Below are 21,521 nucleotides of genomic sequence, written 5' to 3'. Positions count from 1 at the left end.
TCCGTCTTTCCTCCTTCTCCCATGCAGGAAAAGGATGTATCGGGTATTAGCTACCGTTTCCGGTAGTTATCCCTGTCTTGTGGGCAGGTTGCCTACGTGTTACTCACCCGTCCGCCGCTAGGTTATGTAGAAGCAAGCTTCTACATAACCCCGCTCGACTTGCATGTATTAGGCACGCCGCCAGCGTTCGTCCTGAGCCAGGATCAAACTCTCCATTAAAGACCAACCGAAGTTGGTTTATAGAAAGAGCGATAAGCTCATTTTGAAACTGACGAGATAAAATATCTCTTGTTTGATTTTGCGAACAAAATCGTTTTACTCACTCGTTGTTCAGTTTTCAAAGATCAAGCATTTCCGGACATATCAACACCCGGAATATTAATATATCATACTTTGGCGATTCATACTACTGGTAAATAATACCTCACAGGTGATCCTTTGAATTTTTGAAGTCCATCTAAATATTACATCACAGCCTATCTTACGGCCGGATAAATAATATATCATTTAGATTTGCTGATTACTACATGAAAATTACACCAATTAATAACCAAGTTATCAAAATCAGTTCTATTACTTTACTGCTCATACTTTCGAATTTGCTATTCTTCATTTCTACTATATGATGCCTCCCCCTTTCAGTTCCAAAAGGGGGGATTAATATTGAAACGTTCCAATAATAATTTACAAACATTTTGGAACGTGAAATAAACTAATTTAGAACCGTTCCTAAAAGTATACTTTTTAGAACAGGTGAAACTAACAACAGCAGTGCCTGTTTGGCACTGCTGTTCCTTAACTTCTCATTTTTCAATTTCAAAACCGGTTACCCTTCACAAATCACTGCTTGTTTTATTCCTTGCCTCCATAAACTCTTTTTAATTCCTCTTCCTTCATGTTGAACGAATGGATTTCTTCAGGAAATTGTTTGGTTCGCACATCTGCTGCATAGGCCTGAATGGATTCTGATATAGAAGCATCTAGTTTTTGATAAGACTTCACAAACTTGGCCACACGTTCAACACCGTAGCCTAAAATATCATGGTAAACGAGAACTTGAGCATCCACATTCAAGCCAGCTCCGATCCCGATTACAGGTATAGTCAAGGACTTGGCAACCTTTTCAGCCAGCTGCTTCGGCACGCATTCCAACAATAAAGCAAAGGCACCGGCAGCTTCGCACTTTCTCGCATCTTCCAGAAGACGTTGAGCAGATCGGGCATCTTTCCCCTGCACTTTATAGCCACCTAAGACACCGACAGACTGCGGCGTCAGGCCCAAATGGGCACAGACAGGAATTCCGGCTCTCGTCAATGCAGCAATATGTTCGATAACCTCACCGGCTCCTTCCAGTTTTACAGCATGGGCACCGGCTTCTTGGACCAATTGGCCGGCATGGATTAAGGTGTCCTTCACCGTAAGGTGATAACTTAGAAAGGGCATGTCCGCCATAATAAATGTGTTCTTTGCCCCTCGTTTAACTGCTTTAGTATGATGAATCATATCTTCAAGCGTAACCGGGACGGTGGAATCGTAACCCAGTACCACCATCCCGAGAGAATCGCCAACCAAAATGATATCTACGCTACCCTGTTCTGCGTGCTTAGCAGAAGGATAATCATAGGCAGGCAGCACAACGATTTTTTCTTCGCGCTGCTTCATTTTTATAAAATCCACGGTTTGCTTCATGAATATTCTCCTGAAAATGAAGTATTGAAGTTAGGAAGCAAGTTCTTTCTTGGGTAATAGATAAGTAATTATAACGGCCAAAACCAGAAGAAAAATAGCCGCGTAAAATGCGCTGGAATAGCTGTTATGATGAGAATATAGTAACCCTGGAATATATGACCCTAAAGCTGAACCTACCTGATGCCCCAAAAATAACCATCCAATAATGAATCCTACCCGATGTTTGTTGAAATGCTTGGTAACCAGCAGTTGAGTAGGCGCTACTGTTGCAAAATCGACTAATCCAAATACTGCCGCAAATATAAGAAGCAATACCGGTTCGTGACTGACCAGTAAAAGAATTAAAGACAGACTGCGAACACTATAAAGGAAAATCAGCATTCGACGACTGCTCCAGCGATCGGCCAAATATCCTGACAGTATGATGCCGGCAATGTTAAAAGCGGCTAAGATACTGACCGCACTCCCGGTGACTTGAGTTGAGAACCCATGGTCATGTGCGAAAGGAATCAAGTGGGTATCCATTAATCCCGTAGTTGTAAAACCGCAGATGACGAATGGCATAATAATGAACCAAAACTTATAATCGGCAAAAACACTCCATGGGGAAGAATTTTTGTTTTCAGCTACGGTATCGCCTTGTTCATTGACGCCGCCATACGGCGAAAGATTTTTATCAGCAGGTTGATTTCGTAATAAAAAAACAACCACCGGCACGACTAAAAGCAATAAAAACAATCCCAGTACGACAACCGTCCCTCGCCAGCCCATAACTTGAATGAGCAAAAGAGAGCCCGGAACCATGATCATTTGCCCGACTCCGAAACCCGCTTCCACGATCCCCAAAGCAAAACCGCGCTTAGCTGTAAACCATTTCGTCACGATTGCTGCAGCTGCTACATTGGAAGCTCCCCCTACGCCTAAGGAAACAAAGAAACCATACAATAAAAATAACTGCCATGATTGCTGAGTCATAGCAGTCAATATGACGCTTACTCCAACTAAAGCCGTGCTCCCTATCACAATCATTCTCGCGCCGTATCGATCGATTAGTCGTCCCACAACAGGTTGAGAAAGGCCATACACGATAAAACTGACGGTCGAAATCAAAGAAGTCATACTTCGGTCCAGGGAAAATTCGTTCTCCCATGGAATAATAAATGCGCCAAAAGCCAATCGCACGCCTTGGACAGCAAACAGCGCAAAGAACGTGGCAAATAGTACAATCCATCCATAATGCAATTTCATTTCAGGATACTCCTCTACTCAATACATACGAATAAAAAAAGGTCTGAACTGCTATTTTAGTCCGTTCAGGTTTTTTTATAGGTGATCGAGATGCAGTTCAGATGTAGCATAGAGAACTGCTGTACCGCCCATCACGACTCTGTCGCCTTCCAGACGACAATACAAAGTGCCTCCTCTAGGGGACGCCTGCCGAGCCACCAATTCGTTCTTCCCTAATCGTCCTGCCCAGAATGGAATCAAATTACAATGAGCCGAACCGCATACCGGATCTTCGTTGACATTAAGTTTTGGGAAAAAGCTTCGCGAGACAAAGTCGAACTGACTGCCTTGAGATGTCACATTGACCCCTAGCCCATCCGGCAGCTGTTTAAGCTTCGAAAAATCCGGGGTTAACTGACGAACTTGATCCTCGTTTTCTAATAGAAACATCAGATCACGACCTAAATAGGTTTCTATAGGAGTGACTCCGAGCGCATCGACCATATCCTGAGTCAAAGCAAAAGATTCCGGAAGCCGATTCGGGAAATCCAATTCAAACAGATTTTGTTTTTTCAAAACAGTCAGGATCCCGCTTAACGTATGAAAAACAAACCTGTTGCTGTTTGGCTCATAAAACTGAGCGAGAATAAAAGCAGTAGCCAAAGTCCCATGTCCACATAGCTCAATCTCTGCTGCCGGTGTGAACCATCTTAACCGATAATCTTCACCTTCTTTAACAGCGAATGCTGTTTCAGAAAGATTATTTTCGGTTGCGATGCTTTGCATCGTTGCTTCCGGAAGCCATTCTTCCAAAATACATACGCCCGCAGGGTTCCCTTCGAATACCTTTTCCGCAAAAGCATCTACTACATAGTATCTCATCCTTCTCCTTCTTTTTTCGCTAATAACACTTAAAGTGTTATGTTATGATGAAACAATGTAGACATTATAAAGGACTTATATGTATAACAATCAACTAGATGATATAACACTTGAGGTGGTTTCGTATGCACATCTATATTCAGCGAAACAATGGGATTTCAATTACTCGGCAAATTGTGCTGGCTGTGATTGATCAAATTTTATCCGGTTTCCTGCAGGAAGGTGAAAAATTGCCTTCTGTTCGAGTACTCTCCAAGCAGCTTAATGTCAGTTTATTAACAGTAGTCAAAGCATATCGCGAATTAGAGCAGCAAAATTTTCTTTATTCCGTACAAGGCAGCGGGACATTTGTCCGTAAAAAAAACAATGATATTGAGACTGCCTGCATCGAAGAACCATTAACTCAGGACTGGCAATTGTCGGTTCCGGATTATTTACCGCGCTCCCAACTCGCTCAATTTCATCATGTGCCGCAAAAAATTCACTTGGCTTCTTCCATGGTCGATCCCGAATTGCTTCCTAACCGACATTTGAAAACGGCGTTTGAACACTTGATTCAAGAAGATGGAACCTTTTTATCGCGATACGGTCATACTCAGGGCGATCAACAACTTAGGCTCGCTATGCAGCAATATTTAAACGGTCTAGGCGTTTACACGCAAATTGAAAATTTGTTGGTCACGAACGGTTCGCAGCAAGGAATTGACTTAATTGCTCGAACATTCGTAGGTCCTGGGGACGTTGTGATTCTTGAAGCTCCGACATATCCCGGAGCTATCGATATTTTCCGAAATCGAGGCGTTACGATTCTAACCGTTCCTCTCGACCAAGAAGGAATGCGTTTGGATATTTTGCAGCAATTATTTGATAAACATCATCCTAAACTTATTTATACGATTCCGAATTTTCATAATCCGACCGGTGTCTTAATGAGCCATAAGCGAAGAAGGAAACTTCTGGAAATGGCGCAAAATACACAAACACTTATTATCGAAGACGATCCTTGGGGCGAAATCTATTATGATCAGCACCCCCCTGCTCCAATTAAAAGCATGGATGAATATGGACATGTTATTTATTTAAAAGGATTGAGTAAAATATTGGCACCCGGCTGTAGGATCGGCGTTTTATCGGCTTCAGGTTCTATTTTCAAGCGAGTGTTAGCTGCAAAAGCTAACGCGGATTTAGGTACTCCATTGGTGACTCAAAAAATACTGCTTCCTTTTCTCGAGCCTTCGATTGTAGAAAGTCATATGCAAAACTTAAGAACGACACTGAAAATAAGACGCGATTTAGCGCTTGAAATTCTGTCAGAGCGCTGCCCGAAAGAAGTGTCTTGGATGGTGCCACAAGGAGGACTTAATCTGTGGCTTAGCCTTCCGGAATGGGTACAATCGCATCTTGTTCTAGCAGAAGCCAATAAAAAGGGAATTTCCTTTTTGCCGGGATCCTCCTGCTTCTCTGTTGAACATGAGAATCATCATATCCGATTAAGTTTTTCGTTCGTCAGTCAGGAATTGCTTCGTGAAGGCATAACGACGTTATGCGAAATTTTAGCGGGCATCATTTTAAGTAGAAAAAACTCGCATTCCTCTCCTTATTTTTAAATATCCTTGGGCCGCCTCGAAAAGAAAACACAAAGAAGACTGCCTGAAGCTTACTTCAGCAGTCTTCTTTTATGATCCCACCTATCGGTTTTGTCATGCATCCATAAATCCGGTTTTATCGGCTTCGGTAATAGCTCGAATCACTCGGCAGGGATTACCGGCAGCTATAACATTAGCCGGGATGTTTTTAGTTACGACACTCCCGGAACCAATGATCGAATTGCTACCGATTGAGACTCCAGGATTAATATGAACACCGGCGCCGATCCATACATCGTCTCCTATGGTTACTGGTTTCGCATAACAACCACCATTTCTGCGTTCAACGGCATCTGTTGCATGATTCGCGCAATAGATTCCAACTCGAGGCCCGAACAAAACATCATTACCAATCATAACTTCCGCGCAATCCAAAATCACGCAATCATAATTTGCGAAAAAGTGATTGCCAATCGTAATGTTGAACCCAAATTCACAGCGAAAATCATTCGCAAAATGGACGTCTTCTCCGCATTTCTCTAGCAGCTTGTCTAAGATTTCTTTTCTTTCCTGCTTATCATCGCTGTTATTGTACAGCTTGGTTAGTTTAGACGCTTCGTGTCTTGCAGCACTACACGCCTCCGAATAATCGTTGTACATTTCTCCGCTTCTCAATTGCTCTTTTAAAGTCACTCAAGCACTCCCTTTCGTCTGACTTTATACCTAACATTCTTTTTATTATCTAATATTATACGACTTATAATAACTTATATAAAAATGAGGATCAAGTCACCAAATCTACCACACAACTCGATTCGAGTTAACAATTTAATATATAATTGGTAAAAACAAGTTAAAGTCAATGCAGCATGGAACAACTTCATCGGTCTCTAACATTACCGGTTTAAGCGTGGCGACTTGCGGAAACGTCATCAAATCTCTTGTACAAACCGGAGAAATCATTGAAGTAGAAATGGTTGAATCTCACGGTGGCCGGCCAGACGTTATAAGTACAATGCCAACCATTCGTATGTTATCTGCTTATATGTGAAAACAGAAGGAGGCCTCCATTCTCTTACGTACAGGATCGTCAACCTTCTGGGCGAGAGTAACGCAAAATTATGATGAAGATCAAACATGCGCGATCGTGACCTTTCCTAAAGATAATTTCCCTGGTTCGGGTTTCATTGTCGACGGATATCTTTTAAAAGGAAACACGGAATAATGCAACCCCAGTTGGTACTTTTATATAGCCTAATGGCGGCAGAGAATGTGAATTTTCATAATATATCCGCGTTGACGACCCGATTGTGTTAGTAAGCCAATAAAGCTTCGGCAATTATGTGCCTTCCAGCATGACGGATCGTTATGATGCGTTTGTTCATCTCGACCGGACCATCTCCCTTCAGCCACTGCCTATCCTTCATCCGGTTGCAACGGATGCTTTATTTTCAGAGTAACAGCTCGCAAGAACCGTCTGTGGGATACAAGGTAGCTGGGTATAGTTTACCGTCAGGCTCCGGATTATAATTATATGACTGGCTCCAATATAAAACAGCGGCAGGCTCGGACTTTATTTTTATCAGTCTGAGCCTGCCGCTGTTTTATTGAACTAACGTGTCCCTTTAATTCAATAAACACTTCCTGATTTTTGGTGAAAAGCGTTAATCTTCTTTTGATGGGCGGTACGTCAATTCAACTGCTCCGAATGTAAGGTCTTGGTATAGACATGCTTAAGAGACATCGTGTTGATGTTATCTGTAAACAAACGCTTTTCACTCATCCGCCGCTTCCAAGCACCAAGATGTTTCTTCCGGGTTGCTCTTAAGGTTCAAAACTTCTTATCACCTCATTATAATACTTTGATTCAAGAGATACCCAATCTATTCACGGATGGTTCTCACCTGTGACAAAACTGTCGGATGCTAGTTGCTAGTTCTTCCGCATGAGTAAGGACAAGCATATGATCAGCTCCTTTGATTTCGGCAAACCTAATCGCAGGTACACGCTTGAAGTGCTCGGCGATATTATACATATCCGGCCATTCTATGGTTCCTTGTATAAATAACGTACTCGTTTGGTTTTATGCTTAGTAATTGAGTTGAAGATACATATTTCCTGTCTTGATGATTAATACAAGTAAATCACGTTTACAAAGGAAAAAAGACAGGCAGAAGATTATAAATTCACTAACAATTTAGGGTAAACATAACCTAATTGAAACCGCCCATCCAATAACCGGATGGGCGGTTTTTACATACTACTTTCCTGCTCCTTTATCACCTGCTCCACCCCCAACAGAATCAGCTTCAATCCGAACTCAAACGCTCCGTCGGTCCCCATCAGCTCGAACAGCCCGTTCGTGAACATCCTCCGGAATAGTCCCACTTCTGTCTCGCTCATGGAATTCAGAAGGTGAATCATCTCCTCACCCGGAAGTGCTCCCTGGTCCTTGAGGATAGCGGAGACATTACGCTCATGCTGATAATCGTCTAGAACGAAATAGAAGACATAGTTCACAAGCGTAGTAACCACTTGCATTTTCTGCTCTTGCTCAAGCGGCGTCGATTCCACGCAGAGCAGCATACGGTTGGTGAACCGGATGATGTCCGGTTCGTGGGGCAGCGTCATCATCATGAGCTGCGTGGAGCAAGGATATCGGCTGAGCACGCTCCGTACCGTTACTGCAAGCCCCGTTAGCTGCTCCTTCCATTCCCCCTCGGAGTGGAACTCTTCCAGAATCATTTTCGATACCTGGTTGGCCAGACGCTGGTAGAGATGCTGTTTGCTCTTGAAGTACCAGTACAAAGAGGGAGCCTGAATCCCTAACCTGTCGGCCAATCGTCTCATGCTTAATTTCTCGATGCCCTCCTCTCCAAGAAGCTCCCACGAGGTTTCCAAAATCTTATCCTCCGAAATCTGAGGTTGCTGCTTTTTCATTGTCATCCGCCCTTTTATCTAACAGTGTAAGTTTATGCTTTACAGGTTCATTGGTTCATGATACCATCTAACACTGTAAGGTACAAACTAACAGTGTTAGACTGAAAGGCAAAATAAATAAAGAAAGTAGTGATCCGCATGGATGCAGAAAACCTCCATTACTTTGAAAAAGCACCGGTCGCAAAAGCCGTAGCTCACTTCGCTATACCAATGATGCTAGGCACGTCAATGAGTGTCATTTATTCCATCTTAAATGCCTATTTCCTTGGTACACTGGGCAATACTGCTATGTTAACCGCACTCGCACTAACCTTGCCGTTATTCGCGATCATTATGGCGCTAGGCAACTTGATAGGCATGGGTAGTGGCACATTCATCTCCCGTTTGCTGGGAGAGAAAAAATATGACGATGTGAAGCATGTGTCTTCATTCGCCTTTTACAGCAGTTTAGTTCTCGGTCTTATCGTAATGGCGGTCGGTCTCCCGTTGATCGATCCAATCGTTCATGGCCTCGGGGCAATAACTGACTCCTTTGGATTCACGAAGGACTATGTCACGATTATGCTTATTGGCTCACCATTCGTCGTATTATTCTTCACGTTGGAGAATATCGTGCGTTCGGAGGGTGCAGCAATCACGTCGATGATCGGTATGATTCTCAGTGTTGTTATAAATATTATTCTCGACGCGTTAGTCATCTTCGTCTTCCAGTGGGACGTGATCGGCGTTGCGTCTGCTACGGTCATTTCTAACTTGGTTGCGAGTGCATTCTACGCCTTCCATATGGGATATAAGAGCCAATTCTTAACCGTCTCCGTAAAATGGTTCAAGGCTACCAAGGACATTCTGAGCAATGTATTCAAAATCGGAGTTCCCGTCTTTATTATGAGTATCTTTTTGGGTGCAATGTCGCTCATCTTTAACCATTTTCTTGTCGAATATGGGGATCAGGCCGTAGCGGCTTACGGAATTTCATCACGTTTATTGCAATTTCCTGAGTTTATTCTGATGGGCTTATGCGAGGGAGTCGTGCCGTTGATTGCCTTCTCTTTCACAGCGAATAAATTACGCATGAAGCATACCATTGGATTTACGATCAAAGTCATTGTGGCGTTAGCAGTCGTATTCGGCATCATCGTCTATTTGATTTCCGACCACTTAATTGGTTTATTTACAAATGACTTGCAATTAATTGGAATGGGCAGCTACATTTTACATGTGACGTTCCTATCCTTGTTCATTACAGGAATGACCACATTGTTTACCGGGATCTTCCAAGCTTCAGCGCAAGGAACTGCCGCGTTTATTATGTCAGTTATTCAAGGAGTTACTCTGATTCCTGTGTTGTATATTGCTAATCGAATGAACGGATTCCACGGGGTGGTCTGGTCGCTTGTCATTGCGGATGCGGTCGCATTCCTTGTTGGTGCCATCATGGTGTATGTTTTGCGGAACAAATTGCAGCCAGAATTGGATAAGTTAGTACAGTAGAAAACATATAACACCCAAGAAGGCAGGATAAGGACACTCCCCAACCCTGTCTTCTCGGTGGGGTAGAACTACTGCCCGTTAGTTTAACCTTCATTTGTTGTGCCTTGTTCCGACTATTCTCTACGAGCTATACGAAACCCTTGATCGGGACCAAAGCCATTCGCATCGAACTCGCCTCGGAAAGATATCTCGTTGTTGCTGACGTTGCCGATCCAACCGCCGCCCTTCACAACCCGGTAGGAACCGCTTTGGCTATCCAATCTCCTTACCACTCCCAACACCATTCCCTTAACAGTACTCCACAATGTCATACCAACTCACCATTTCTACCCGCATATTGTCGCCTACAAATACCGAGGGATTACTTCCCATGACTTCAACCCACTCTTTTTGAGTTACCTCATATTTGCCGATATAAAAGTTCGCTAGGGTCACGCTTTTTCCAGAGTTGTTGGACTTGTTGTTCTGAAAAGTCCCACCTTCCACCAATACAAGGTTATCCTTTTTTTCAGGCTTATCTTGCGAACAAGCGCTGATCACAACCATTGTTGCTATTAAAAGAAACATTAATAGCTTTCTCATTGATATATCTCCTTTAAGCGAAAAATAGTAGGCCGTGATGGCCTGCAACTCGCTTCCGGGCAATGTCAAAGGTCGTTTTGTCTGATGGGAGACGACCTTTGACGTATCCGGGTTAATGATAGAACTGAAGGGGAACGTCCTTCCGTTTGCCTCCAGTGTTTAGGGATTGATGTTTCCTCTATGATCGATTCATTTAAACCCTATCTATCAAACAGCTCTCAAAACCCGCTTATCCTGTGAGACAGTCCCAACAGGCGCCTGTTCGTTGAACAGCTTGCAGTTGAGTGGTTACCACACCGTTACGTCAGAGCTCCCACTACTCTGATACCCCTCTGTTGCTAACACCTGGTAAGACCAGCTATTCCCCAGATTCATTCCTTTGCTCGCCCATGCTTTCACGTGGTTGCTGAAAGTGATCGTGGAGTTGCCCCCGGTCGGTCTCTTCGACTGTCGAACACTCCAGTACTGAATAAACGTCGTTTTTTGGCCTTCAATGGAAGGTGCGTCGTATCGCATTGTTGTGTAGATGTCATATGTGCCCCCATCACTGGTCACCGTACCTTTATACGTTCCGGTAGGTCGATAAGTCCCCCAGCTATCAACGACGTAATATTCGATGAGTGAGTTTCTCGTCCACCCGTAGAGAGCCAAATATCCATTACCGGACGGCGCCCAGACACCGGCATTGTAGTTAATCGTTCTGTTTGGCGATCCAGTAGTCCAGCCTTTGCCGACAACAAAATTCCCGGTATCCTTCCATGTTACGCTGTAATTACCGCCTGATCCATTAACAGCATTGACCGTCCCACCGCCATCGGTCCAATTTTGCCAATAGTCTGTCGCTGCACTTGAGGTTGTTGCAAACAACCCAAAACTCATGGAAGCTGCAAGAACTACCGTCATCATTTTCTTACTAAACTTAAACATACTTTCCCTCCTAAAATTTTTGTGTTTGTCCCATACACCTGCTTGTTAGTTGGTTCTCTTTGCAGTACATTGCTTATCCGTGTCATATCCCGTTTTTTTACTTTTACCTCCTTTCTGAGTAAATTATAGAATGATAGCGTTTGCATAAAAACCTAGCAAATTAAAGCTTTAACTCTATTATGTTTAGCTTTCTTTAAAATTTATAGAAGCTGTCGAGGAAAGTAAGCTCCACAATACGGTTATGATGGGACGATTCAACGAATAATTCCAGCATTACAGCGAGGGAAAGCACCACTTAAACGCGTAGTGGCGCCTCAGGTACATTTTCAACTCAACTTATAAAAACTTTATGCAAATAACGCATAAATATCAATATACATCCATCGCATGCTGTAAAATGTGCTTGGTTGATTAGCAGCGCATAAAGGAATCCCCGATTCACGTGAGGACAAACACTTAACTTTTCATAAGGAGGTATGATAAAAATGATTTTGGAGGATATGTACTATGGGAAATGGCGTCCCAGTGAACAGATACATTCAACCGACCCTGAATCTCAAAAAGTGAATCAAAAAATTAGTGATCTCATGGAGATGTTGAAAAGCAAATTACCAGCAGTCGAGTTTGAGTCAATTGAAGTCATGTTTGATTTATAAGCGAGTCAACTTCCCTGCACTCCGCAGCAGCATTCATTCACGGGTATCGGACGGGGGCATTAACGATGATTGAAGTATTTAACGGGGACAAAGAAATTGTTGACGTAATAGATAGATAATGGAGGAGTTATGGTGGTACATGCAGATTGTTCTTCCGATCGCTGTTATCCCTAGATTTCTCCTCAGTAGAATATAAACTTAAAGGTAAAATCCGGGGATAACAAAACGAATGGAGGGGCTCCCTAGCCTCTGCCTGCGCCCCCCAGCGCATTCATCAAGAACTCATAAATTTCCAGTTCGTTGATTTTATCGCCATCGGTCACTATGTTATGCTGAACTTGCAGCCCGTTCTTGAACACGGTGAACATCCGAGCTGTCCTGTCCGCATCGATTGAAACAGGGATAGCTCCATTCTGCTGTCCGACTTCGATCCACGTTTTGGCAGTGAGGATAGATGCTTCATGATAACGTTTCAGAATGCCAGCCACGGCGGGCTTATCCTGTTGGCTGAGTAGATAAATAAAAATCAGGCTGGCAGCGCTGTCCCCACTACCAATGTTACGAAGCCGTTCAGTTAAGGTGTTAAGCGGGGACTTGATTCCTTCTGGTCCTGCGGGAGTCCGGGCGACAGATTCAAAAAAGCGCTGATTGGTTTTCGCCATTCCCGCCTCTAGAATCATACCGAACAATTCATCTTTGCTTTTGACATAATGGTAAATGGCTCCTTTAGTCAGTCCGCTGCGATCCGCAATATCCTGTAGTGTCGTCGCCCGACAGCCTTTCTCCATAATCATCTCTTCGGCAATCTCAAGCAGCTTTTTTAGACTGTCGTTCATTGCTTTGTCTTGCATAATCTTTTACCTCCCGTTTGTCTGTCTTTTTATTCGTTTAATGAAACCTATATTCCACCAGATCGTCAAACCAATAAGCCCGTAGGTGAAGAACGGCGATACGACCAGAAAGGTCGGTATCGACAGCGAATATACCAGCACAACTTTGATGAAGGCTTCCAGCAACAGGCTGAGTCCCCACACCGCCGTTATCAGGCGGAAATTAAAGCGATAGCGCGGAAGTTTCTCCCATTTATCGTTCATCTGTGGATTATGGCCTGTGAATCTTTCGGCAAAATAATAAATTAATGGTCTGCTAAAAAACAGCGAACCTAGAAACACCACCCCCATAATACCAGTCACATAAGACTCCCGCAGCAAAATGAAGCGTTCATCACCGCCCAAGAGAACAGCAACAACACTAAGAATTAGGCCGAGAAAAATGAATCCGGAGAAAGCATCTGCTTTACGGGTCCGTATAAGGCTGTAGATCGAGTCGCATAGCGGTACAAGTGCAGCGATGGACAGAGCTATCAGACTGCTTGTGTGTGGAATTAATAGACGATAAGCCAAATAAGGCAATACGAGGTTGATGATTAACGTAAAGATGATTTCGTTGCGAGATTTATTCATGATCGACTCATCCTCTCATCATTTAAAACCTACCTTCGGTAGGTATCTTTTATTTTACATACCTTCGGTAGGTGTGTAAAGATTAAAAAATATTAATCTCTATCCTATATACCAGTTAAGGATTTCTCCCCCTCACTAAGTTAGCTGTACACGCGCTTAAATCTACATATTGCCCAAATGTGGTTACACAGTTCACATCCCTGCAACTACAAAAAGGGAGATGGCACTGGCCATCTCCCTCTCTTATTCTAACTCCACATTACTTGCTTAAAAACATATTGCTTGCCAGATGGTCAGTGAGCGGAGCGGCAGAATTGTTCTGAAGAAGCGGAGCGTTCGCCTTTATCCCCGGATTTTCACCTTTAAATTTCTATTCCAATGAAAAAATCCGGGGATAACAGCGATCGGAAGAACAATCTACACCCCCAGCGCCTCCCCGACACACACCCAACAAGCAACTATATTTTTAATCCCCCACCCGATTCAAAAACACCTTCGTCCGTTCCAACTGCGGATTGTTGAAAATCTGCTCTGGTGTACCGGATTCTGCAATTTCTCCATTATCCATAAAAATGACACGATCCGCCACATCTCTCGCAAAGTTCATCTCGTGGGTCACGATGACCATCGTCATATGTTCCTCAGCCAGCTTTTTGATAACCCGCAGCACCTCACCCGTCAGCTCGGGATCAAGGGCCGAGGTCGGCTCGTCGAACAGTAAAATATCAGGGTTCATCATCATTGCCCGGGCAATCGCCACACGCTGCTTCTGTCCTCCCGACAGTCGGGATGGATACGCATCTGCTTTATCTGCCAATCCGACTTTAGCCAGCAACTCAGCGCTTTGGCGACGCAGTTCAGCCTTGCTCACCTTTTTCACCAGCTTCGGAGCCAGCTCCAGATTATCCTGCACCGTCAAGTGAGGGAACAGATTAAAATGCTGAAACACCATGCCCATACCGGTAGTAATGCCCTTAATATCACCTGCCGGAGCGTACTGACCGTTTTCCACCAGTGCTTTATCATGAATGCGGATCGTCCCGCCCGTCACATCTTCCAGGTGCACCAAACTACGGAGCATGGTACTTTTTCCTGAACCTGAAGGACCGATGACGGCTACAACCTCGCCCGCTTTAACGTTAAAGCTCACTCTTTTCAGAACGTCGAGCTTGCCGAACGATTTTTTCAAATCGGTAACTTCTATTGCATTAGTATTCATATCTCGACATTCCTTTTACTCGAATTTAAAACGTTTTTCCAGCGCCCTAAAGAATAGCGTCAGCACCAAAGCTAACAACAAATAAATAACCGCCGCTACAACATAAGGTACAATCGAGAAATCACGGTTTACAGCCGTATTGGCAAAATGCAGCAGTTCCGGTACCGCTACTGCATACAGTAGTGCCGTATCTTTTACCAGTGTTGTCGCCTCATTGGTTACCGCAGGCAAAGCAATCCGTACCATTTGCGGCACAATGACTCTAATCAGCGTCTGCGACTTGCTCAAGCCCAGCACTTGTGAAGCCTCGTATTGCCCTTTATCAATCGACAACATCCCGCCTCTAAAAATTTCTGCAAAATAAGCTGCATAATTCAGTACAAATGCCAGTACCGCAGCCGTTGTCCGGTCTAATACTAGATACTCCCCAATGACAGGCAACATCGGAAGACCAAAACAAAAGAACAATAATTGCAGCAATAGCGGCGTACCGCGTATAACATAAATGTACGTATGCATCAGCCAGGCGATTGGCTTAATCCGGCTTTTGGCCAGCAACGTAACGATAAAACCCAATGGAATAGACAAGATGAGCGTGATGAAAAATAAAATAACCGTCATCTGTGCCCCTTCAAGCATAGGCTTCATAATTCGTAAAATGTATTCCATACTCATGACCTTCGACTCCTAAACCCTTAGTTCAATACACTACGTATTAATTTAATACTTTATCTTCACCAAACCACTTTTTCGAAATTTCAGCAGCTTTTCCGTTCTTGTGCAGCTCATCCAAAGCGGATTGCAGCTGCGTCAACAGCTCTTCATTTCCTTTTTTCACGCCGATGCCGTATTCCTCAGGGGCCAAAGATTCATCAAGCAGCTTATACGTCCCTTGTTCCTTCGACATATAATACTTGGCAACAACTTCATCAATGACAACCGCATCCAGACGTCCGGTTTTCAAGTCTGTCAAAGCGAGAACATTATCCGGGAACTCGGACACTTGCTTCAATTTACTTTTGATCGGATTTGCATCCAATGCATCGGCTGCTGAAGACAGCGTCTGGAGTCCGACCGTTTTGCCCGTCAGATCAGCCAGCTTGGAAAGACTGGAAGTAGCCGGAATGACAATCACCTGACTGTTTTTCAGATATGGCTTCGTGAACAGCACTTTTTCCTTACGCTCATCCGTAATGGTGTATCCATTCCAAATGAGATCAATACGTCCGCTGTTCAGCTCGGATTCTTTGGCAGACCAGTCAATCGGCTGAAATTCCACCTGTTTACCCATTTGTTCCCCGGCCGCTTTTGCATAATCAATATCAAAGCCGGTCAGCTCGTTATTTTCATCTCTAAAGCCCATCGGGGCGAATTTATCATCAATTCCAATAATCAATTTACTGTCATCCTTACCGCCGGAACATCCGGCCAACACGATCATCATCAATCCAATTAACATCGTAAACATGGCTGCTTTTCTCATCTTATTCCCCTCCAACAATGGTGACCCCCGTATCCAAGAACAGGTGGCAAACGCTTTAGTTCGTTAACACGTTATCAGAGTATCATCATAACACACCGCAGGATACTCGTCGAGAGGAATGAGCGGAATCTTAGCCTCATATAAATGGAAAACCTGTGACGAAAATTTGACCTGTGTTCTATAATGTAAAACCTTACCTTGACATGTCACCTAAACCGTCTTATTATTTCCTAGTATTCTTATATACTTTTATTTATTTTAAAATTTCAGCAGCAATAGTATGTAAATCAGCTTGATAGACAGGAGAAATAAAGCCCCATGTACATTTTAAAGCGTCTTTTTACGATGTTCATAACGTTGTGGATTATCGTCACTTTAACGTTTATCATCATGCACATCATTCCGGGTGATCCATTCTCGAACGATTCCAAAACGATTCCGGAAGCGGTATTGCAAAACATGCGTGCCAGGTACAATCTGGACAAGCCGCTCGCTGTGCAGTATGTGCTGTATCTAAAAAATCTGCTAGTGCTGGATATGGGCCCGTCTATTCAATCGAAAACGACGGACGTCAATATGCTTATCGCCCGAGGTTTTCCACCTTCTGCATTGCTGGGTATTCAATCCATCGTGGTCGCGATTATTGCCGGTATTTCGCTCGGAACGCTGGCTGCTCTACACCATAATCGACCACTGGATTATATCTCGATGTTTATCGCCATTGTTGGTATTTCCGTACCCAGCTTCATATTGGCACCGCTGTTAATCAAGTATGTTGCCGTCCAATGGCACCTGCTTCCGGTCGCCTCATGGGGAACCTGGCAGCATACGGTGCTTCCGTCGCTGGCTCTCGCTGTTTCACCGCTTGCCGTTATCGCCCGCTTTATGCGGACGAGTATGCTGGAAGTTATGCATGAGGAGTACATACGCACTGCCAAAGCAAAAGGGTTGTCCTCTTGGGCAGTAGTCATTCGTCACGGATTACGCAACGCGTTGATTCCGGTGCTGTCCTTTATCGGACCGTTATTCGCTTCCGTTATTACAGGTACCTTTGTCGTTGAAAAAATATTCGCCATTCCCGGCATCGGTAAATACTTCGTAGACAGTATCTTTAACCGGGATTATCCAGTGATTATGGGGACGACCATTTTCTATAGTGCCATTCTGGTCGTTACTTTATTTTTAATTGATATATCCTATCGCCTTGTCGATCCGCGAATCAAATTAGACAGCAAAGGAGATTAACATGAAAGCAGCACCTACTGTCGAAAAGGACAGCCTGTTTAGTCTTGTAGACCGTAGCCAGATCCCCACCCCCACGTTGACCAGACCCAAAGAATCACCCTGGCGGGATCGGCTACGCAGACTTTTTAACAACAAGCTTGCTCTGTTGGGGCTTTCCCTACTTATCATTATTATTGTGCTGGCGATTATTGGACCTTCCATGGTTCCTTATGCACCCAGTGATCAATCCCTTTTGAAGACGAATCTTTCTCCTTCGGGAGAGCACTGGTTTGGCACGGATGATCTGGGGAGGGACGTATGGGCACGGACATGGGCCGGGGCTAGAATTTCACTCATGATCGGCTTTGCCGCTGCCGCCATTGATTTGGTGCTTGGCATTCTCGTCGGCTGTGTTGCTGGCTATTGTGCTGGGCACGGTAAAACGGGCGACCGGATCGACAGCATTCTCATGCGTATTATTGAAATTTTGTATAGTATTCCTTATCTGCTGGTCATCATTCTGCTGCTCGTCATTATGAAGCCAGGCCTACTCACGATGATTATTGCATTATCTATTACTGGCTGGGTCGGTATGGCCCGTGTAGTGCGTGGGCAAATCTTACAGCTGAAGCAGCAGGAATATGTGTTAGCAGCCCGTAGCTTGGGGACATCTCATTCGCGTATTATCTTCAGACATTTGCTACCGAACGCAGCGGCAATCATTATTGTAAATTTGACGTTCACTATTCCGTCGGCTATTTTTGCCGAATCGTTCCTGAGCTTTCTCGGTCTGGGGATTCAGTCTCCTTCGGCCAGCTGGGGGACGATGGCTAACGATTCACTTGGCGTTATTTTAAGCGGTCAATGGTGGCGCCTATTCTTCCCCGGGCTGATGATATCGCTCACCATGCTGGCGTTCAATACACTTGGAGACGGGCTTCAGGATGCACTTGACCCGCGCTCACAACATTAACAACAGAGAAATCCAAATTGGACAAGGAGGGGTGTCACCATGATCCGCAGCTTCTCGCCTAACCGCAGGAAAAACGGCAGTTCCTTTATCGAAGTGCGCACACGCGGCATACCTGCGGGAAAGGAGGATGAATAAATCCCGGTACGTATACCTTATTTTTGGCATAACTAATCACAGTAATGGAGGAAAACCACGATGAAAAAAATGCATTGGATGACGATCATCTTACTTTTGGCCGTAACGGCTTTGGCTGGATGCTCTGGTACTTCGGACAAAACAGCAAGCAACGACCCGTCCGCTGCGCCTCAAGCAGATATCCCGCAAGAAATTACTGCCAATCTGGCAGGTGGGGAGCCTTATACGCTAGACCCTGCTTTCGCATCAGATACAACGTCCTACTTTGTGATTGATAACTTGTATGAAGGGCTGTATACATACGATAAGGCCGGTAAAATCGTAGAAGGCGCTGCCAGCAAAGTAGATGTATCTCCTGACGGCAAAACCTACACCTTTACTATCCGTGATGGTGCAAAATGGTCGAATGGTGACCCACTGACAGCTAAGGATTTTGAATACTCCTGGAAACGGGTACTGAATCCGAAAACAGCTGCCTACGATCCTTCTGCCCTCTACTACATCAAAGGTGCCGAAGCGTACAACACAGGCAAAGGTAAAATTGAAGACGTGGGAGTTACAGCCAAAGATGATAAAACTCTTGTAGTTGAGCTGAAATCGCCGCTGAGCTTCTTCCCAACGATCGCAGTGGGTCATGCCTATCTGCCAGTAAACCAATCGGTTGTTGAGAAAAATGACAAATGGGCAGCAGAAGCGGGCACAATTGTCGGCAACGGTGCGTATGTAGCCAAGGAATGGAAACATAACGAGCAAATTACGCTGGCTAAAAACGATCAATTCTGGAACAAAGATGCCATTACGATGGCAACGATTAATTTTAAAATGGTTCAAGACTCCACAACTTATTATCAAATGTATAAAACGGGCGATCTGGATCTGATTTTGAGCCTTCCCGTGGATACACTGGATCAGGAAAAGAGCAACAAGGAATTCCTGTCGCATCCATCTTTCAGTGTGTACACCTATTCTTTTAACGTAAAACAAAAGCCGTTTGACAATAAAAAAATCAGACAGGCCATCGCCTACGCGATTGACCGCGAAGCACTGGCTACCAGCGTAACCAAAGGTGGCGAAACTCCGGCTTACGGCTATGTTCCATACGGAACAACAACGCCATCCGGCAAAGACTTCCGTGATGAAGCACCGAAAAAATACTATGAGTTTGACGCTGCAAAAGCGAAACAATCGCTGGCCGAAGGTCTGAAAGAAGAAGGTTTGACCAAGCTGCCACCGATCACCTTCAAATACAACACTTCGGACAAGCATAAAAAAGTAGCTGAAGCGATTCAGGAAATGCTGAAAACAAACCTGGGTGTTGAAGTGACGCTGGAGAATCAGGAATGGAAAACGTACATTGATACCTTTAAACAGAAGAACTTCCAGATCGCCCGTATGGGCTGGGAAGGAAACTTCCTGGATCCACTCGGCGTATTGGGGCATTATACTTCCAAAAATTCGAACAACTTTACCAACTGGAGCAACCCGGAGTATGACAAACTGATCGAATCCTCAACCTTTGAGCTTGATCCGGCAAAACGCTTTGAACAGCTCCATCAGGCAGAAGACGTATTGATGGAAGATCTGCCGATTATTCCGATCCAGTTCTCTGCGGACACGGCATTAATCAGTCCTAAGATTCAAGGTATCGTATTTGATGCTCGTTCGAACCCAGACCTGCGCTTTGCGAAACGGGTCGAAAAATAATGATTTTACGTTTCGGGATCTCTGCCCTGATTGTCGGTACTTTAGGAATTCTGTACGCCACACCCCATCTCTTGTATGGTCGTGAAAACATGGCTACTGCAAATCTGCTATTCCTGTTGGGGTTGCTGGGCTTGGTGATCGGTGCAATCTTCCACGTTCTGCAAAGCGGTTTTCTAACCCTCTTCCTGCGGGGATTTGCCGACATCAGACAGTTGTTCATTCGTCAATCCAAGGCATTACGAGAGGAAAATGAGCGTTTGCGTTCCGATGAATCTCTGTCAGCCTGGAAAACATCCATGTTCCGCCATCTCAAGGTATACACTTCGGGGTGCGGGACAGGGCTTATACTTTGCTCGATGATATTAATGGGGATAAGCTAGTTAGGTGTATGAAAGCTTTCTCGGTGTTGGTGGGCGCTGCGCGTGCAGATTGTTCTTCCGATCGCGAACGCTACGCTTCTTCAGAACAATTCTGCCCGCTCAGCTGGCAACCGCCGTAGAGCTTCCATACGTTTTAGAGGTGTGAAAATGAAAAGAGAGAGTTTCGCAAAGCGTTTGCTAGCGGAACTCTCTCTTTTTGCATTTTTTATATTAAACTTTGAAAAGGGCTCATACTACAATACTTAGTAGCCTTAATAAATATGCTTTTCCTTGGCTTCTTGCAGCCATAACGGGAACTCGTTAAGCAATAGTTCGTACAATTCATTGTCTTCCATAGATTCGATATCTTGAATTTGAAAGAAGTTAGCGTTATCTACCACACGGCCTTCTATGTTGTCCAGCTTCTTTAATACGCCAAAATCGGACTCACCCACACCGATAAATTGCCAGAAAATCGGCTCTCCTGACGAATCAATGACTGCGTTATCGATATTATCTCCTTTTCCACGCTTCACACCGCCATCATTAATAAAAATAACAAAGGCCGGATCAGAAGAGGGTTCTTCCTTGGTGTATTTGGCGATGACATCGCGCATCACAGGCGGCTCATCATTGCGACCGAACTTGGGCAAATAATCATTGGACAGAATATGTCTTTCAACATAGTTGTCAACGTCATTTTCGGTAACGGACGGCAAACGTGAAAAACGGTGATCATACACCCATACGTCTAGTACACCATCATCATCCAAAGAACTCGCTACTGCAACAATTCGTTCCAACACCTTTTGAACGGTACCATTTTTGTACAAACTTCTCATAGATCCTGAAATATCGAGCACCAATCCAACTCTCGCAGTCACATTTGATAGATTCTTTTTAGTCAGCACCAGTTGCGCATTCTTTTTAAGTAAAGAAATACCGCTCATGTCCCCACGCTCCTCTATGATGTTTGCGTTT

General features: G+C 44.4%; 19 protein-coding genes, 1 rRNA gene and 1 pseudogene. 7 read left to right on the top strand and 14 right to left on the bottom strand.

Annotated elements, in window-relative coordinates; all coding sequences use genetic code 11:
* The 4 genes from BM358_RS23390 to BM358_RS23375 form a co-directional block, all read right to left on the bottom strand.
* Positions 1-219 (bottom strand): 16S ribosomal RNA (locus BM358_RS23390); the annotation flags it as partial.
* Between the two features lie 633 nt (positions 220-852).
* Positions 853-1,689 carry a 3-methyl-2-oxobutanoate hydroxymethyltransferase gene (panB, locus tag BM358_RS23385; protein ID WP_028542089.1) on the bottom strand — a complete coding sequence of 279 codons (837 nt, stop codon included), beginning with the start codon at positions 1,687-1,689 and terminating at the stop codon, positions 853-855.
* 30 nt (positions 1,690-1,719) lie between these two features.
* Positions 1,720-2,937, bottom strand: a complete 1,218-nt coding sequence (locus tag BM358_RS23380) for an MFS transporter (protein ID WP_028542088.1) — start codon at positions 2,935-2,937, stop codon at positions 1,720-1,722.
* 75 nt (positions 2,938-3,012) lie between these two features.
* Entirely contained in the window at positions 3,013-3,798 is a 786-nt protein-coding gene (locus BM358_RS23375) for a PhzF family phenazine biosynthesis protein (protein WP_023987233.1), read from the bottom strand.
* Positions 3,799-3,923: 125 nt separating this feature from the next.
* Between BM358_RS23375 and BM358_RS23370 the strand changes: the two genes are divergently transcribed.
* Positions 3,924-5,405 (top strand): MocR-like pyridoxine biosynthesis transcription factor PdxR, encoded by a 1,482-nt coding sequence (locus BM358_RS23370; protein WP_028542087.1) that lies wholly within the window; start codon positions 3,924-3,926, stop codon positions 5,403-5,405.
* A gap of 93 nt (positions 5,406-5,498) precedes the next feature.
* On the opposite strand, the gene BM358_RS23365 is transcribed toward BM358_RS23370, so the two are convergent.
* A complete protein-coding gene (locus BM358_RS23365) occupies positions 5,499-6,077 on the bottom strand; it encodes a sugar O-acetyltransferase (protein WP_028542086.1) in 579 nt (192 codons plus the stop codon).
* A 1,560-nt stretch (positions 6,078-7,637) separates the two neighbouring features.
* Complete coding sequence (locus BM358_RS23350) at positions 7,638-8,324, bottom strand: TetR/AcrR family transcriptional regulator (RefSeq protein ID WP_028542085.1); 687 nt, start codon at positions 8,322-8,324, stop codon at positions 7,638-7,640.
* Between the two features lie 138 nt (positions 8,325-8,462).
* On the opposite strand from BM358_RS23350, the gene BM358_RS23345 reads away from it, so the two are divergent.
* Positions 8,463-9,815 (top strand): MATE family efflux transporter, encoded by a 1,353-nt coding sequence (locus tag BM358_RS23345; RefSeq protein ID WP_028542084.1) that lies wholly within the window; start codon positions 8,463-8,465, stop codon positions 9,813-9,815.
* A 113-nt stretch (positions 9,816-9,928) separates the two neighbouring features.
* Here the strand turns inward: BM358_RS23345 and BM358_RS23340 are convergent.
* Positions 9,929-10,397 (bottom strand): annotated as a pseudogene (locus BM358_RS23340) (formylglycine-generating enzyme family protein).
* Positions 10,398-10,685: 288 nt separating this feature from the next.
* Complete coding sequence (locus tag BM358_RS23335; protein ID WP_028542082.1) at positions 10,686-11,324, bottom strand: glycoside hydrolase family 11 protein; 639 nt, start codon at positions 11,322-11,324, stop codon at positions 10,686-10,688.
* 485 nt (positions 11,325-11,809) lie between these two features.
* On the opposite strand from BM358_RS23335, the gene BM358_RS27015 reads away from it, so the two are divergent.
* A complete protein-coding gene (locus tag BM358_RS27015; RefSeq protein ID WP_231517221.1) occupies positions 11,810-11,980 on the top strand; it encodes a DUF6809 family protein in 171 nt (56 codons plus the stop codon).
* Between the two features lie 242 nt (positions 11,981-12,222).
* Here BM358_RS27015 and BM358_RS23325 read toward each other — a convergent pair whose 3' ends face one another.
* The 5 genes from BM358_RS23325 to BM358_RS23305 all read right to left on the bottom strand — a co-directional run bounded on the left by BM358_RS23325 (position 12,223) and on the right by BM358_RS23305 (position 16,145).
* Positions 12,223-12,831, bottom strand: a complete 609-nt coding sequence (locus BM358_RS23325; protein WP_028542081.1) for a TetR/AcrR family transcriptional regulator — start codon at positions 12,829-12,831, stop codon at positions 12,223-12,225.
* Between the two features lie 6 nt (positions 12,832-12,837).
* Complete coding sequence (locus tag BM358_RS23320) at positions 12,838-13,443, bottom strand: VC0807 family protein (protein ID WP_028542080.1); 606 nt, start codon at positions 13,441-13,443, stop codon at positions 12,838-12,840.
* A 466-nt stretch (positions 13,444-13,909) separates the two neighbouring features.
* On the bottom strand, positions 13,910-14,662 hold the full coding sequence (locus BM358_RS23315; protein WP_028542079.1) for an amino acid ABC transporter ATP-binding protein: 753 nt from the start codon (positions 14,660-14,662) through the stop codon (positions 13,910-13,912).
* A gap of 15 nt (positions 14,663-14,677) precedes the next feature.
* Positions 14,678-15,337: an amino acid ABC transporter permease gene (locus BM358_RS23310; protein ID WP_023987212.1), complete on the bottom strand. Its 660-nt coding sequence runs from the start codon at positions 15,335-15,337 to the stop codon at positions 14,678-14,680.
* A gap of 40 nt (positions 15,338-15,377) precedes the next feature.
* Positions 15,378-16,145 (bottom strand): amino acid ABC transporter substrate-binding protein, encoded by a 768-nt coding sequence (locus BM358_RS23305; RefSeq protein ID WP_028542078.1) that lies wholly within the window; start codon positions 16,143-16,145, stop codon positions 15,378-15,380.
* A 318-nt stretch (positions 16,146-16,463) separates the two neighbouring features.
* Between BM358_RS23305 and BM358_RS23300 the strand changes: the two genes are divergently transcribed.
* The 4 genes from BM358_RS23300 to BM358_RS23285 all read left to right on the top strand — a co-directional run bounded on the left by BM358_RS23300 (position 16,464) and on the right by BM358_RS23285 (position 20,561).
* Positions 16,464-17,390 carry an ABC transporter permease gene (locus tag BM358_RS23300; protein ID WP_023987210.1) on the top strand — a complete coding sequence of 309 codons (927 nt, stop codon included), beginning with the start codon at positions 16,464-16,466 and terminating at the stop codon, positions 17,388-17,390.
* A 1-nt stretch (position 17,391) separates the two neighbouring features.
* On the top strand, positions 17,392-18,342 hold the full coding sequence (locus BM358_RS23295; protein ID WP_023987209.1) for an ABC transporter permease: 951 nt from the start codon (positions 17,392-17,394) through the stop codon (positions 18,340-18,342).
* A gap of 195 nt (positions 18,343-18,537) precedes the next feature.
* A complete protein-coding gene (locus tag BM358_RS23290) occupies positions 18,538-20,181 on the top strand; it encodes a peptide ABC transporter substrate-binding protein (protein WP_028542077.1) in 1,644 nt (547 codons plus the stop codon).
* Positions 20,181-20,561, top strand: a complete 381-nt coding sequence (locus tag BM358_RS23285; RefSeq protein WP_028542076.1) for a DUF3899 domain-containing protein — start codon at positions 20,181-20,183, stop codon at positions 20,559-20,561. Before BM358_RS23290 ends, BM358_RS23285 begins: the two co-directional genes overlap by 1 nt.
* Positions 20,562-20,812: 251 nt before the next feature.
* Here BM358_RS23285 and BM358_RS23280 read toward each other — a convergent pair whose 3' ends face one another.
* The gene (locus BM358_RS23280; RefSeq protein ID WP_028542075.1) at positions 20,813-21,490 is read right to left on the bottom strand and encodes a vWA domain-containing protein; all 678 of its coding nucleotides are present in this window, start codon (positions 21,488-21,490) and stop codon (positions 20,813-20,815) included.
* Between the last annotated feature and the right edge of the window lie 31 nt (positions 21,491-21,521).

It is taken from the genome of Paenibacillus sp. cl130 (genome assembly GCF_900116035.1).
In the GTDB taxonomy this organism is placed as follows: Bacteria; Bacillota; Bacilli; order Paenibacillales; family Paenibacillaceae; genus Paenibacillus; species Paenibacillus polymyxa_B.
This window is presented reverse-complemented; position numbering and strand designations above follow the sequence as displayed.

Coding starts and splice junctions, on each gene's coding strand:
- panB (WP_028542089.1), bottom strand. CDS start 1,689: ATGAAGCAAACCGTGGATTTTATAAAAATGAAGCAGCGCGAAGAAAAA.
- BM358_RS23380 (WP_028542088.1), bottom strand. CDS start 2,937: ATGAAATTGCATTATGGATGGATTGTACTATTTGCCACGTTCTTTGCG.
- BM358_RS23375 (WP_023987233.1), bottom strand. CDS start 3,798: ATGAGATACTATGTAGTAGATGCTTTTGCGGAAAAGGTATTCGAAGGG.
- BM358_RS23370 (WP_028542087.1), top strand. CDS start 3,924: ATGCACATCTATATTCAGCGAAACAATGGGATTTCAATTACTCGGCAA.
- BM358_RS23350 (WP_028542085.1), bottom strand. CDS start 8,324: ATGAAAAAGCAGCAACCTCAGATTTCGGAGGATAAGATTTTGGAAACC.
- BM358_RS23345 (WP_028542084.1), top strand. CDS start 8,463: ATGGATGCAGAAAACCTCCATTACTTTGAAAAAGCACCGGTCGCAAAA.
- BM358_RS23335 (WP_028542082.1), bottom strand. CDS start 11,324: ATGTTTAAGTTTAGTAAGAAAATGATGACGGTAGTTCTTGCAGCTTCC.
- BM358_RS27015 (WP_231517221.1), top strand. CDS start 11,810: ATGATTTTGGAGGATATGTACTATGGGAAATGGCGTCCCAGTGAACAG.
- BM358_RS23325 (WP_028542081.1), bottom strand. CDS start 12,831: ATGCAAGACAAAGCAATGAACGACAGTCTAAAAAAGCTGCTTGAGATT.
- BM358_RS23320 (WP_028542080.1), bottom strand. CDS start 13,443: ATGAATAAATCTCGCAACGAAATCATCTTTACGTTAATCATCAACCTC.
- BM358_RS23315 (WP_028542079.1), bottom strand. CDS start 14,662: ATGAATACTAATGCAATAGAAGTTACCGATTTGAAAAAATCGTTCGGC.
- BM358_RS23310 (WP_023987212.1), bottom strand. CDS start 15,337: ATGAGTATGGAATACATTTTACGAATTATGAAGCCTATGCTTGAAGGG.
- BM358_RS23305 (WP_028542078.1), bottom strand. CDS start 16,145: ATGAGAAAAGCAGCCATGTTTACGATGTTAATTGGATTGATGATGATC.
- BM358_RS23300 (WP_023987210.1), top strand. CDS start 16,464: ATGTACATTTTAAAGCGTCTTTTTACGATGTTCATAACGTTGTGGATT.
- BM358_RS23295 (WP_023987209.1), top strand. CDS start 17,392: ATGAAAGCAGCACCTACTGTCGAAAAGGACAGCCTGTTTAGTCTTGTA.
- BM358_RS23290 (WP_028542077.1), top strand. CDS start 18,538: ATGAAAAAAATGCATTGGATGACGATCATCTTACTTTTGGCCGTAACG.
- BM358_RS23285 (WP_028542076.1), top strand. CDS start 20,181: ATGATTTTACGTTTCGGGATCTCTGCCCTGATTGTCGGTACTTTAGGA.
- BM358_RS23280 (WP_028542075.1), bottom strand. CDS start 21,490: ATGAGCGGTATTTCTTTACTTAAAAAGAATGCGCAACTGGTGCTGACT.